Below are 13,828 nucleotides of genomic sequence, written 5' to 3' on the forward strand. Positions count from 1 at the left end.
GAGCAGTAATCATAAACATCAACGGATAAGTTTTATTCAGTACAAATGCATTTAGCTAATCCGAGCGAAATTTGCTATATTTATCGTTTTTCTGCGACATTAATTTTTCGATAAATTATGAATACGGCAATACAAGCAGCTCTCGATCATGCAGTGCAATCTCTTCAAGCTGAAGGGGTACTTCCATCCGACTTTAAAAACAGCGGAAACCTTACTCGTACCAAAGACCGAAGCCACGGCGATTTTGCGTCAAATATTGCCATGATTGCCTCTAAAGCTGCGGGTATGAAGCCACGTGATTTAGCGGAAAAAATCTTGGCTGCGCTCCCTGAAGTTGGAGATATTACCAAGGCCGAAATTGCAGGCCCAGGTTTTATCAATTTCTTCTTAAATGCAGATCAACGTTTTGCAGTTTTAGATCAAATTCAAGCACAGAAAGAGCAATTTGGTCGCACAACTGCCAATGCTGAGAAAAAAATCCAAGTTGAATTTGTTTCTGCGAACCCGACATCTAGCCTTCATGTTGGGCATGGTCGTGGGGCAGCGTATGGGATGACCGTAGCCAACTTACTTGAAGCAACAGGTGCAACCGTTGACCGCGAATACTATGTGAATGATGCAGGTCGTCAAATGGACATCCTTGCAACATCCACATACCTACGTTATTTAGAATTGACGGGTCAAACTTTAGTTTTCCCTAAAAATGCTTACCAAGGTGATTACGTTAAAGAAATCGCACAAAGCATTATTGATCAAGAAGGCGATGCGTATGTACGCCCTGTTGCCGATGTGTATAAAGACGTGCCTCCAGATGTTCAATTCGCTGAAGAATTGGATGCTGAAGGGAACAAGGTTGTTTTATCTGGTGACAAAGAAAAACACATTGATGGTTTGATTTTCAATTCTCAAGCCTTGATTGGCACAGGTTATCGTGTATTCCTTCAAGCGGCATTAAAAGCCATTCTGGATGATATTAAAGATGATCTGGGTGAATTTGGTGTGACTTTCAACCAATGGTTCAGTGAAGAATCATTGACAGACAAAATTGAAGAAGCATTACAAACGCTTGATCAACGTGGTTTCTTGTACGAAAAAGAGGGCAACATCTGGTTCAAATCGACTGATTTTGGTGATGAAAAAGACCGTGTCGTGAAACGCCGTAATGGACAAACCACCTATTTCGCATCAGATATTGCTTACCACTTGAATAAATTACAACGTGGTTATACCGATATCATTGATATTTGGGGTTCTGATCACCACGGCTATATCGCGCGTGTCAAAGCTGCAATCGATGCTTTGGGTTATGACTCCAAGAAATTGACAGTGCTTTTGGTTCAGTTCGTCAGCCTTTGGCGTGGCGGTGAGATGGTTCAAATGTCATCTCGTTCAGGTCAATTCGTGACTTTACGTGACCTACGTAAAGAAGTCGGCAATGATGCTGCGCGTTTCTATTATGTAATGCGTAAATCAGAACAACACATTGATTTTGACTTAGATCTGGCTGTTTCTCAAAGCAAAGACAATGCGGTGTATTACATTCAGTATGCACACGCTCGTATTTGCCGTATGTTAGAAAAAGCGGCTGCAACAGATGTGAAATTCGATGCGGTTCAAGCTCGTACGCTTGCATCTCGTTTAGATCTAGAAGCAGAAACTGAAATTTTGGCGAAGCTTGCAGCTTACCCTGAGATTATTGTTCGTGCTGCCAATAGCCATGAACCGCATCAAGTGGGTAACTACTTAAAAGAACTTGCAGCGTTATTCCACGGTTGGTATAACGAAAACAAAGTATTGGGTGATGATGCTGAACTGACTCAAGCTCGTTTATTACTTTCTGTGAATATACGCCAAGTCTTAAACAATGGCTTGAATTTATTAGGTGTATCGGCACCTGAGAGTATGTAAAGCTAGAGCACAAAGATAATAAATACGGCTGTACTCAACCAATATTCGGTTGAGTACAGCCCAATGAAAGCAATGATTGAAGCTTTACTGATTTATATGCCATTTGCATGTAAAACATTAAAACCAGAAAAATGATTCGAAATGGCTCAGCAAATTGCCATTTTACCAATCAACAATATGAGAGGTTTGCTCGTGTTTGGAAAAACGCAACGCGGTGTTTCTGAAAAACCCAATAAACCTAAAAAACCATTGATTCCAAAATGGTTGGGTATGCTTGTGCTGATTTTAATCGTGTTAAGTTTTGCAGTGGCACTCATGCTCTGGAAACCATGGGAACCTGTTAAACCTCGTAGCAATGAAGTGACTTCAACGCATTATCAAGAAGAAACCAATAAAGACTACCGTTTTTATGACCTGTTGCCACAACAACAAGTGACGCCTATTCCTGACAAAGCAGTGCCTGAAAATCAAACCGTGGATACAGCGCCTGTGATTGTCGAAGCACCTGTGCCTACAGCACCTGTTGAAACGGCTGAAGATGGAAGTGTGATTGAACCCACTGAAACCACACCCGCTAAAGCGAGTTTCATCTTACAGGTTAGAAGTTTCCCTGACCCTGACAGTGCCGATGCACGCCGTGCGGAAATCATTCTCAATGGTCTTTCTGCCGATGTGATGAAAACCACAGAAGGCGGACAAACTTGGTATCGTGTTGTATCTGGCCCTTATGAATCACAAGAAGCAGCTGTGATTGCACAACAGACTTTACAACACAGTGGTATTGATTCAATCGTTGTGAAGCGTTAACCCAAAAAAGAACAATCTTTAAGATTGTTCTTTTTTTCTCAACTTAAATGAGCATTTTACTTCTCAAGACTTAATCAAGGCATTGAATAACCATTTGGGTTTTGCAAATAAAATATAATTACCGAGCAAAATAAGAATAACCCCTAAAATTGATCCCAAATGCCACTGATAATTCTCCCATATTGTCGAAAGTGTTAAAGCAACCAAAGGAAACAGTAAGGTTGTATAAGCTGCTTGATTCGCACCGATCCGACCAATGAGCGCGAAGTACGCAGTAAATCCAATCACAGAACCAAACACAGCCAAATACAACAGTGCAAAAATGCCTGTACTCGACATTTGAGGAAAGAAATCTTGCTGTAGAAACAATGCAATTAGCCCCATAATCATTGCACCATAGAGCATGCCAAATGCATTGGTGGTCAAAATATCTAACCCTTTTTTCTGATGTCGAATACTCACCATGTTGCCAATGGAGAATCCATACGTACCTAATAGGCAAAGCCCTATTCCCCACAATGTATTCAAATCAACCGCTGTTGATACGAGGTCATGCCAAAATAATGCAACAATGCCTGCAATGCCCAGAATTGCAGATGGATAAAAATATTGAGAGATTGTGTGACCAAAGAATATACGATTATTCACAGCATTGAATATCACTGCCATCGAAAAGATAATCGCCTCTAAACCACTATTGATATAGGCAATTGCGGTATAGAAACATATAAAGTTAAAGCCAAATACACATGCACCTTGAATGAGACAAAATAGATGATCGTATGGATTTAGTGTTTTTAATTTATTAGTGATCATTAAAAAAAGAAAGAGCAAACTAGACGCAAGAATAAAACGCCAAAAGACACCGACTGCTGGACTCAATTCACCATGTTGAAATGAAATTGCAATCCAAGTCGTTCCCCAAATGAGAACCACTGAAAAATATAGAAATGCATTCATTTTTATTTCATCTACAAGATTTATTGTGATTATTCTGCTCATGTTTAACTTTCGAAACTCACATAATCTTGCGGGCACTTACACAATCTTGCGCTTTTCTTTGGCTAAATTTTGTTTAACATCTTTTAAATCGTTAAACTGAATTTAAAGCCCTAGCGTTCTGTCTCTTAAAATGAAATACAAAACGATTGAACAATTACAGCAGCATAAAGCTCAACTTTTAGATACGGTAAAGCTGGGTTCAGGGATGCAAATGGCATCTTGGTATAACAGTCATGATCGTGTGAATGTATGTAGCAATCACCACACATTAAGCCTATATGTACAAGACGGGTATGAAAGCTATCGAAAGACAACAACAGGTTGGCGCAATGGGGGCTCACCTGACCGATTTTGTTTGATGCCTCAAGGTCAAGATTCAACATGGGATATTCGTGGGGAACTTAGTTTTGTGCATCTTTATTATACGGATCAACATCTTCGAGATATCGCACTTAAAATTTGGGACAAAGAGCCTTCTCGTATTCATTTAGAAGAGCAGAATTTTGTTAAAGATGCATTGGTTAGTGCTGCATATCGTCAATTTTTACTCAAATGTGACTGGCAAGATTCTAGCAATCAACTTCAGCTGAGCAGTGCCTCTAATTTACTTTTAAACCACATGTTGCAAAACTACAGCAATGTGCAATGGAAATTACCGCGTGTTAGGGGTGGGATTGCACCACATGCTCTCATCCGCTTACAAAATTGGATTGAACAGAATCTACACTTAGCTTTAACCATTGCAGATTTGGCCAAGCAAGTCGAACTCAGTGAATATCATTTTGCACATATGTTTAAACAATCTACAGGGTTATCACCCCACCAATATGTATTACAAAAGCGACTGCAGAGAGCTCATCATTTTATTATCAATAGTAAAAAAGAATTAACAGAGATCGCCCTAAACTGTGGATTTAGTTCAGCAAGTCACTTCAGTGCACGCTTTAAACAGTTGTATGGTTATGCTCCATCTCAACTGCGTAAAAACAGCACCATTTAGCAATCAGTCTATTGGATTTTCTGAAGTAATGTTTAAGTCTGCTTATTCAATAGAATGAATCAAACCCTTGATCAAATCTGCAACCTGTTCAGCGTATTTAAATGCCACATCATGTTGCCCACCCTCAACAACTTCTAAATGTGAATGCTTAAATCGTGATTTTAAATATCGTCCGACACTCACCGGACTGATGGGATCTTGATTACCCCAAATCAATAAAACTGGGCACTGAATTTTATTCAATTCATCATCTAAAGCGATATGGTGGCTTACAAACCAGTCAGGCACTGAAAAATTCAATTGATAATCTTCACGCCAGTCTGCAACCTGAAAAGGCGATAAATCGATACCACCTGAAGTGGCAACCAACACCAAAGCTTTGACCTGTTCAGGATGTTGTAATGCCATTTGGGCTGCAAAAATCCCACCCATAGATTGAGCAACCACAATACAGGGTTGTTGATCGCTTAAATGTCTTATTGAATGAATCACATACTGCTGCAAATCATCAAAATTCTGGATCTCAGTTTGTGTAGGCACGCCACCAAATTCAGGATAAGCAATGATTTGCTTTGCGTAGTCTGGTGACAATAAAGAAATCACAGGCTGCCAAAATTCAACACTGCCTGATGCACCGGGTAAAAAAATTAAGTTTTCCAAAGACTATTTCCCTTTATCATCCCGCATCATTTTTGGCTTGAGCACGTTGGAAAGCAGGTCTTTGCTTCAATCGCTCGACATAGTTTTGAATTTCAGGATATTGCCCTTTCACGCGATCTTGAATAGCAATTAAAGAAAAACTCATTTGAATATCCGCAAAAGAAAACTCGCCTGCAAAATAAGAGTGAGCTTTAAGATATTTTTCTAAATAAGGAATATGTTCCGCCAAACGAGGGGTAATGAATCCTGCTTTCACCCCTTCTACAATCTTATTGGCAATAGGACGCACTAAAAATGGGGCTTGTTTCGGAACTTTTGACATAACTAAAGTCATCACCAATAAAGGCATTAGAGAGCCTTCTGCATAATGCATCCAATACGTATATTGTCGTTGATCGTGTAGGTTAGACGGCTTAAATCTTTGTTCTGTATCGTATGTGGTTTGCAGATAGTCCAAAATGACCGCTGATTCTGCGATGGTCAAATCCCCATCCGTCAGCACTGGTGATTTACCTAAAGGATGTACCGTTAACAATTCAGGTGGTGCTGTAAAGTTAGGCAAGCGCTTGTAATATTTGATTTGATAATCAATGCCTAACTCTTCCAATGCCCAAATAATTCGCATTGAACGTGATTGTTCTAAGTGATGCAGTGTAATCATTATTCTCGCCTCAATCATTCTCAAAGGATTTATTATTCTTTGAATATAGCCCACCCACATAAAAAAATGACACCCCGCTTTACAGAAAATGTCATTCTTAGATACAGTGATTCAAAATCAGATTTTACATACAATCACACTTCACGGCATGCAATTGCGAGAGTCAATCCAAGCTTTCGATTCGCTTAAAGTCTGCTTAAACCACTGTAGTATTAATCTCGACACTTCTTAGTAGCGTCTTGGTCACCGGGGTCTTTTGGCAGATATCGAGTACTTTTTGTTTTAACTCATCAGACAATGGATTGACAAAAGATAAACGACGTTCAATCCACTCTTTGCCTTCTTTATTGGCATGAAACTCAGCTTCAACAACAAACTCACCCAAATCCAAACCTTTATGCTGTGCGTACATGCGTAAAGTAATCATGGTGCATGAAATTAAACCTGAACAGATAAAATCATACGGCGCCAAACCTAAGTCTTGACCACCAAATGATTCAGGTTTATCGGTCAATAACTGATGCTTACCACTGGTCACTTCACCGAGCCAATGTTCTTCACGGGTGTGTACTTTTGCATTTGCGATCATTGCCATATTGTTGTCCTTATGGGCTGTTTGTTGTGGAATATCTAATTATCTAACTGTTAAATTATTTAGAAGCACGCATACTGTCTGGAAATGCAGGCGCCTCTAAGCGTTTACCCGTGTACGATGGAATAGATCCAAAACGTTCATCTGCATTATTCCAATCATTCAGCGCAATTTTCAATTCTGCTTGTGTACGACCGACAAAGTTCCACCACAATAAAATAGGCGATTCAAAGGGTTCACCACCTAGCAATAAAATTCGACTATTGGCGTGAATAGTCACTTCAATTTCCGTTAAGCCAGGTTCTAAAACCACCAAATTATCTGCATCTAAATGATGACCATGAATCACTGCTGTTCCTTCAAGTGCCATAAAACCATATTCAAATGCAGGATTCAGTTTCAAACGTGTGGTGACTTGTTCTGTTGCTGTCAAATCTACGCCTAAAAGTGGGGTATGCACTTGCACTGGCGAGGTCGTCTCAAGAAATTCACCGACCAATACGGTGTATTCAATCCCCTCTTTTTGAACGACTGGCAGTTCTGGGTAATGATCAAATCTTGGATCGATATTAAGTTTGTCATCTGGCAATGCAATCCAGAGCTGTGCTGCATGCATTTTAGTTTCTGTATCTGGTGCAACTTCGGTATGTGAAATACCACGCCCCGCAGTCATCAGATTGACTTGTTTAGGACGAATCAACTGATTGGTTGTACCCAGGCTATCACTATGTAGCATTGTGCCTTCGATCATCCATGTAAAAGTTTGCAAACCAATATGTGGATGTGGACCAACATCCAGTCCATCGCCTTGTGGGAAGCTCACAGGACCTGCATGATCAAGGAAACACCATGCACCAATTAGGCGTTTTTGACGACTGGGTAGAGCACGTTTAATAACGGTGCCCTTGCCTATTTCTGCTGATCGGATTGGAAAATCTTGGATAAATTGGTTGACGTATTTTTCACAATCATCCGAATGTGAAATCTCTGTATAGTTCGTATTGGTCATAACATCATCCTTTCAATTGCTTTCCACTAAATACGTTTTTAGCGTTTTATCGTTTGTGATTATTTTCATTCTATCTTTTTGGCATGTTTAAACCTAGCGATAGGTCGATAAGCTGTATATCAGAAATAGGACAATTCTAAGGGAGGAAAATGTAAGAGCAGTTAATTTTATTATTAGAAATTTATCTGGACTCAAAATAGATAAATCAATAAATCATCTATATCAAGTATCTCAAAATTATTTTTGGAAAATTTCATCCATGTGATATTCCAAATAAACTTTATGTTCTTTCATGAGATTAAATAAAAGCTGGTTGGGTATATTGAAAAAACTACTTTCATCTTGATTTAACTTCTTTGAAATCATGATTTCACCATTTAGCCTAAAGGATATAAATCCCCGATCAAATAAACGGTCATAGTTTGGCGTTAGTAAAAATCCATTGAAATGATCTAATCGCTCCTGATCATTACTCACCGACCATGGCTTAATATGAGATGCAATTAAAAATTGAGCGTTTTGAAGTCCTGAAATAGCACAATGTGGATGTATTTCAAAAAGAGATTTACGAAATTTATTTTGAGTTAGTCTGACTTTTATTTGTCTTTCAGCTTCGGAACTAAAAGTTTGATCATCTTTAAAAATCAGCCCACGATTTAAGTCACACTCTCTTAAATAATGACCATAATGCTTGAGTGCAGATGAATACATATTGTTCCCAACACTATTCCGCTCTTTATAAATATCCAAATCAATAATTGTAAGTTTTAGAGCCTCAAATTCAATACTATTTTTTGGACGCTCATAGCTTGGTAGCCATTCAGAAATTCTATTTTGAATGACTAAGTTATATTTTGATGCAGTTGCTTTGGATAATCCTTTTTTTGATAACAGCCAATTATAAAAATCCATGTAAAACCCTGATTTTTTTTAATTAATATACATAAAAAAAGAGCACCGAAATGCTCTTTTTATAAGATATGTCCTTGATCAGACACTACCGCGCGCATAGCGCTGGGCGTAAAATCGGCTAAAAGCTATCGCTCTTAGAAAGCCCGACTGGCGCAGGCATAGCCTTTGCCGTAATTTAGGCAAGAAACGTTATTTCTTGAAATCCCAGCTGCCGAGAGCATAGCTCTTGGCGTAATTCAGGCGGACAGCAGTGCTGTCCGAAATCCCTGAATTACTCCCATTCAATAGTTGCAGGTGGCTTACTTGATACGTCATAAACAACACGAGAAACGTCAGCAATTTCATTCATGATACGCGTAGAGATCTTGTCTACAAGATCATACGGAAGATGTGCAAAACGAGCGGTCATAAAGTCAACCGTTTCAACTGCACGAAGTGCGATTACCCATGCATAACGACGACCATCACCGACGACACCAACAGATTTAACGGGTTGGAATACAGCAAATGCTTGAGCAGTTTTGTCATACCAACCGCTTGCGCGAAGCTCTTGCATGAAAATGTCATCTGCTAAACGTAAAATGTCAGCATACTCTTTTTTCACTTCACCCAAAATACGAACACCAAGACCCGGACCTGGGAATGGGTGACGATAAAGCATTTCGAATGGAAGACCTAAAGTTGTACCTAAACGGCGCACTTCGTCTTTGAACAAATCGCGGATTGGCTCAACCAATTCAAATGCTAAATCTGCTGGTAAACCGCCCACGTTGTGGTGCGATTTAATCACATGCGCTTTACCATTTTTAGTCGCAGCAGATTCGATTACGTCTGGGTAAATCGTCCCTTGTGCAAGGAAGTTTACGCCATCAAGCTTACGTGCTTCTTCAGCAAATACTTCGATGAATTCACGACCAATGATTTTACGTTTTTTCTCAGGATCAACTTCACCTGCAAGTGCAGTTAAGAAACGCTCTTCAGCATCAGCACGAATCACGCGGATACCCATGTTTTTGGCAAACATGTCCATCACTTGTTCGCCTTCGTTCAAACGAAGTAAACCGTTATCTACGAATACACAAGTCAATTGATCACCAATCGCACGATGTAAAAGTGCAGCCACAACAGATGAATCGACACCACCTGAAAGACCAAGTAAAACTTTTTGATCACCAATTTGCGCACGAAGTTGTTCAACACGTAAATCAATAATATTTTCAGAGTTCCACAGGTTACGACAACCACAAATGCCGTGAACGAAGTTAGACAATAACTCAGCACCTTTTGCAGTGTGCGTTACTTCTGGATGGAACTGAATACCGTAGAAACGACGCGCTTCATCAGACACCATCGCAAATGGGCAGCTTGGCGTGCTTGCAGTCACTTCAAAGCCTTCAGGCAATGCAGTTACTTTGTCACCGTGGCTCATCCACACTTTCAGTTGATTTGCAGTATCTTCAAGGTCGCCAATGAGCTTGTCACGAACTTGAATATCGACTTCAGCATAACCAAATTCATGCACATCACCCGGCTCTACTTTACCACCAAGTTGTTGCGACATGGTTTGTAGACCGTAGCAAATACCTAACACAGGCACGCCTAAGTTAAATACAACTTCAGGGGCACGTGGACTACCAGCTTCATAAACACTTTCTGGACCACCTGAAAGGATGATCCCGTTTGGGTTAAATGCACGAATATCTTCTTCAGACATATCAAATGCATACATTTCTGAATAAACACCAGCTTCACGTACACGACGTGCAATCAACTGGCTATATTGAGAACCGAAATCCAAAATCAGGATGCGGTCTTCAGTAATTTGGGTATTGGTAGTCATGGCAAACAACTATGCAGGCAACGAATATAAGCGCGCTATTCTAACATTTTTCCATCGATTACGCACATGATTCAACGGTGTTGTTTTTTTCAGTATATTTCATGCTTTTAAAACAAAAAAGCGGGTTCGAAATGACCCACTTCTTTATTTGAACATCTAAGTTTTATTTAAGAATGATCCTTCTATTTTTCAATGACTTGATCAATGCTCAATTTTCCTGCACCTTGCAAGACCAAGAGCAATAATCCACCTGCAATCGCCATATTTTTCATAAAGTTAACGGCATCATCTACACCTGAATGAAAAATAAAAGCTGTGATCAAACTAAATACCGCCAAACCCAGTGCAACCAAGCGTGTTTGAAAACCCAATAACAATGCCAAACCACCACCCAACTCAAGTAAAATAGTCAGCGGCAACATTGCGCTTGGGACACCCATTGCTTCCATATAACCTATAGTGGCTTCATACCCTGCAATTTTTCCCCATCCCGCAATAATAAAAATATAAGCCATCAACACACGTGCGATTAAACTTAATAATGCCTTGATTTTATTTTGATTGACCAGATGATTTAGCACCACATTTGGATTTAACATCTTCTTTTCCTTAATTCTAATGAGTTATGACTCGATTTGCCTATAATAATTAGATTTATTTTTAGGATAAATACATATCAAAATACAATTCGTTCTATATTTGGAATGATTAAATCATTTTAGATTTCCTTGTGCAGAAGGAAATTAAATCAATTTGATACTGACTTTGTAGAAGATGACTGCTAGGATTTCCGCACACTTTTGTACAGTTTTTACCTCATGGAATTAATTGATTTTATTTTGCATGTAGATGACCATCTACTTGAATTTATAACAAATTACGGCGTTTGGATTTACGGAATTTTATTCCTGATTATTTTTGTAGAAACAGGTTTAGTGGTGATGCCATTTTTACCCGGTGACAGTTTATTGTTTGCTGCTGGTGCTTTGGCGGCGTCAACAGGTGCAATGAATCCTTGGGTTTTGGGTATATTACTATTTATTGCAGCCGTATTAGGCGACACGCTGAATTATCATATCGGTAAATATATTGGTCCGCGTGTGTTTGAGATCGAATCCAAATTTATTAATAAAAAACATTTGGTGTATACACAAAAATTCTTCGACAAGCATGGTGGAAAAACCATTATTTTTGCACGCTTCGTGCCCTTTGCGCGCACCTTTGCACCGTTTGTAGCGGGTGCAAGTAGCATGAATTATAAATATTTTCTCAGCTATAACGTGATCGGTGCATTTTGCTGGATTGGTTCTTTCATTACACTCGGCTATTTATTTGGCAACATGCCGATCATCAAAGATAATTTCACTTATTTGATTTTCGGGATCATCATTTTAAGCGTATTACCGGGTGTAATCGGGTTTATTCGCCACAAATTTTTTCCGAACAAAGATTTGAATGCTTAAAGACTATATTGAATAAGAGTGCTCGAAATCAGTCTCAAAAATTAATAGCGAAAGAAGCCCACAAAGACAGGTAACATACTGAGCATAAGTAGCATTGCCGATCCTTTATATAATCGATCGGCAGTAATCATTCCACCCGATAAAATTCGTTTTCCTAAGTACGTCCAAAACAATGCACATGGCAAAAGACAAACAATAAACACACCTAAAACAAAGAAATAGTTTTGAAATGAGTCCCACGTCCAGACTGGAAATATACCCGCAGCAAACAAGAGTGCCTTTGGATTTTTCAGGGTTTCTTTAAAGAGTTGAGATTTGCTCAAGCTGGTGTTTTTTTTACTGTGCTGCTCTAAATTCGCCGTTTTCCACAATTTAAATGCTAACCAAAGCACATACAACATACTGATAGTATGTAAGACATGAATCAGGTTTGGCCAAATCGGCATGGTTAAATGAATCACCAGTGCCCAAATACTGATGGCATAGATATAGCCCAGTAATTGCATCGGAACCAATAAAAATGTTTTTAAAATGCCTTGATGATGTGCAGCGCTTGCCAATAATGCATTGGTTGGTCCAGGTACTAAGAGTACTGCAATCACTGCAAAAATAAAGAGCCAACTTTCTATCATGTAACATCTAAACCACGTTGAGTGGGGCACACATTAAACGATCTTAGGAAAAGATAACAAGTTTTAATTATGAAGAAAATGTGAATTTAAAGTCAAAATACGTAATTTTAAAAGCCTAATTCTCTGTTTTAGATCAATTTAGCTTTGAAACATTTTGCCATAAAAAAGCTGTTTGCTGGGTAATGCGACACCATGCAAACAGCTGATGCCTTATTTTTTCACTTCAACTTGACGCTTTGGCACATAAGGGCAATTTTTAAATTGTGCTGCTTGACTGAGTGCGTCTTGCTCACCATAGAGACGTGATATTTCAGTGTTTTTGGTATTTGATGATTGCCCCATGTTCACTGAAACAGATGGACCGATGCCCCAACCGCCACGACTGCCCCATCCACCACCTAAACCAATACCCACACCCATTCCAGTCCGTTTCGGTGTTTGTACCCCAGTTTCGATATAATGCTGAATACGATCGAACTCAGAACTCAGCTGTGCGCAGTTCAATCCTTGATATTGGGTTGGCGAAACGTAGGTCGGTTTCACTGTGGTTGCACATGCGCTAAGTAAACCGATACTGAGCCCAACCAGAGTCAATTGAATCATTTTAAGTGATTTAAATTTCATTTCGTTCTCGATCTTATTTCTTTTCTGTCCCATTGAACAACGTCTGATAGGCTTTCGTCAATTTATGATCTGTTGCTCAAAACCTTAATAGCTTATTTTGCTCAGATTTATCTTTCATCATCACTCATGGAGCTTATCTATTTTCAAACACTCAGACACAGATAAACTTCGTCTTTGAGTTTAAAGACCAGTTCTTTTTGACAATGTAGCTTGTGCTGATTACTGAATTAAACCTAACTCGAATCAACATAAACCCATCAAAAATTTTTTATGCTGAATTGAATTAATTAAACCATCGAGTTGCGAATAAATATCTACTCATGAATTAAATACAGGCTTGATCATGACCAATGCAATAATCGCGATCAAAGCCACACCACTGATCACCAAACCCGCTTTACGTTGTACCAATAAGATACGGTCATCGGCTTTATACGCTTTGATCAAAGATGAAATCATCACTAAAAACAGGATTACTTTTGCATAAAACCAAGGTTGAACTTGTAAATCATTCATGATCAGTAAAGTCACACCTGTCAGCACAATCAGGGTTAATGACAAATGTTGCAAACCAATTAAAGCTTTCGGACCTTTTGCTAAAGGCGCATCATTTTCTTTCGATAAAAGAAGCGTTGAAGCACGTAGCAAAAAAGCCACAATCAAGAGTGCCACACTCGACATGTGCACAATTTTAATGATCAGATGTAATTCCATAGAT

The 13,828-nt window shown here is 39.1% G+C and carries 15 protein-coding genes; 4 read left to right on the top strand and 11 right to left on the bottom strand.

Annotated features, from left to right (window positions below; all coding sequences use genetic code 11):
* Nucleotides 1–117: 117 nt before the first annotated feature.
* Together argS and AC5YCE_RS03850 are read left to right on the top strand one after the other, a co-directional pair.
* Nucleotides 118–1,908, top strand: coding sequence for an arginine--tRNA ligase (gene argS / locus AC5YCE_RS03845; protein WP_496171115.1), 1,791 nt, complete (start codon nt 118–120; stop codon nt 1,906–1,908).
* A 192-nt stretch (nt 1,909–2,100) separates the two neighbouring features.
* Nucleotides 2,101–2,715, top strand: coding sequence for an SPOR domain-containing protein (locus tag AC5YCE_RS03850; protein WP_496126261.1), 615 nt, complete (start codon nt 2,101–2,103; stop codon nt 2,713–2,715).
* Between the two features lie 63 nt (nt 2,716–2,778).
* Here the strand turns inward: AC5YCE_RS03850 and AC5YCE_RS03855 are convergent, their stop codons facing one another.
* Nucleotides 2,779–3,675 (bottom strand): DMT family transporter, encoded by an 897-nt coding sequence (locus AC5YCE_RS03855; protein ID WP_496171116.1) that lies wholly within the window; start codon nt 3,673–3,675, stop codon nt 2,779–2,781.
* A 172-nt stretch (nt 3,676–3,847) separates the two neighbouring features.
* Here AC5YCE_RS03855 and AC5YCE_RS03860 point away from each other — a divergent pair, with 172 nt between their 5' ends.
* Nucleotides 3,848–4,717: a helix-turn-helix domain-containing protein gene (locus tag AC5YCE_RS03860; RefSeq protein ID WP_496171117.1), complete on the top strand. Its 870-nt coding sequence runs from the start codon at nt 3,848–3,850 to the stop codon at nt 4,715–4,717.
* Nucleotides 4,718–4,759: 42 nt separating this feature from the next.
* Here AC5YCE_RS03860 and AC5YCE_RS03865 read toward each other — a convergent pair whose 3' ends face one another.
* The 7 genes from AC5YCE_RS03865 to AC5YCE_RS03895 all read right to left on the bottom strand — a co-directional run bounded on the left by AC5YCE_RS03865 (nt 4,760) and on the right by AC5YCE_RS03895 (nt 10,990).
* Nucleotides 4,760–5,377, bottom strand: coding sequence for an alpha/beta fold hydrolase (locus AC5YCE_RS03865; RefSeq protein ID WP_496171118.1), 618 nt, complete (start codon nt 5,375–5,377; stop codon nt 4,760–4,762).
* A gap of 16 nt (nt 5,378–5,393) precedes the next feature.
* Nucleotides 5,394–6,038 (bottom strand): glutathione S-transferase family protein, encoded by a 645-nt coding sequence (locus AC5YCE_RS03870; protein ID WP_496171119.1) that lies wholly within the window; start codon nt 6,036–6,038, stop codon nt 5,394–5,396.
* Between the two features lie 196 nt (nt 6,039–6,234).
* Entirely contained in the window at nt 6,235–6,633 is a 399-nt protein-coding gene (locus tag AC5YCE_RS03875; RefSeq protein WP_496126220.1) for an OsmC family protein, read from the bottom strand.
* 55 nt (nt 6,634–6,688) lie between these two features.
* Nucleotides 6,689–7,639 (bottom strand): pirin family protein, encoded by a 951-nt coding sequence (locus AC5YCE_RS03880; protein WP_496171120.1) that lies wholly within the window; start codon nt 7,637–7,639, stop codon nt 6,689–6,691.
* Between the two features lie 237 nt (nt 7,640–7,876).
* Entirely contained in the window at nt 7,877–8,551 is a 675-nt protein-coding gene (locus AC5YCE_RS03885; RefSeq protein WP_496171121.1) for an HNH endonuclease, read from the bottom strand.
* A gap of 271 nt (nt 8,552–8,822) precedes the next feature.
* Nucleotides 8,823–10,391, bottom strand: coding sequence for a glutamine-hydrolyzing GMP synthase (gene guaA, locus AC5YCE_RS03890; protein WP_496171122.1), 1,569 nt, complete (start codon nt 10,389–10,391; stop codon nt 8,823–8,825).
* Between the two features lie 182 nt (nt 10,392–10,573).
* Complete coding sequence (locus AC5YCE_RS03895; RefSeq protein WP_496171123.1) at nt 10,574–10,990, bottom strand: DoxX family protein; 417 nt, start codon at nt 10,988–10,990, stop codon at nt 10,574–10,576.
* A gap of 219 nt (nt 10,991–11,209) precedes the next feature.
* Between AC5YCE_RS03895 and AC5YCE_RS03900 the strand changes: the two genes are divergently transcribed.
* Complete coding sequence (locus tag AC5YCE_RS03900) at nt 11,210–11,854, top strand: DedA family protein (RefSeq protein ID WP_496126216.1); 645 nt, start codon at nt 11,210–11,212, stop codon at nt 11,852–11,854.
* A 41-nt stretch (nt 11,855–11,895) separates the two neighbouring features.
* On the opposite strand, the gene AC5YCE_RS03905 is transcribed toward AC5YCE_RS03900, so the two are convergent.
* The 3 genes from AC5YCE_RS03905 to AC5YCE_RS03915 form a co-directional block, all read right to left on the bottom strand.
* Entirely contained in the window at nt 11,896–12,486 is a 591-nt protein-coding gene (locus AC5YCE_RS03905) for a LysE family translocator (protein ID WP_496126215.1), read from the bottom strand.
* Nucleotides 12,487–12,696: 210 nt separating this feature from the next.
* A complete protein-coding gene (locus AC5YCE_RS03910) occupies nt 12,697–13,110 on the bottom strand; it encodes a hypothetical protein (protein WP_496126214.1) in 414 nt (137 codons plus the stop codon).
* A gap of 318 nt (nt 13,111–13,428) precedes the next feature.
* Nucleotides 13,429–13,824 (bottom strand): SirB2 family protein, encoded by a 396-nt coding sequence (locus AC5YCE_RS03915; RefSeq protein WP_496126213.1) that lies wholly within the window; start codon nt 13,822–13,824, stop codon nt 13,429–13,431.
* Nucleotides 13,825–13,828: the final 4 nt, after the last annotated feature.

The sequence above is a fragment of the Acinetobacter sp. CY79 genome, assembly GCF_059515845.1.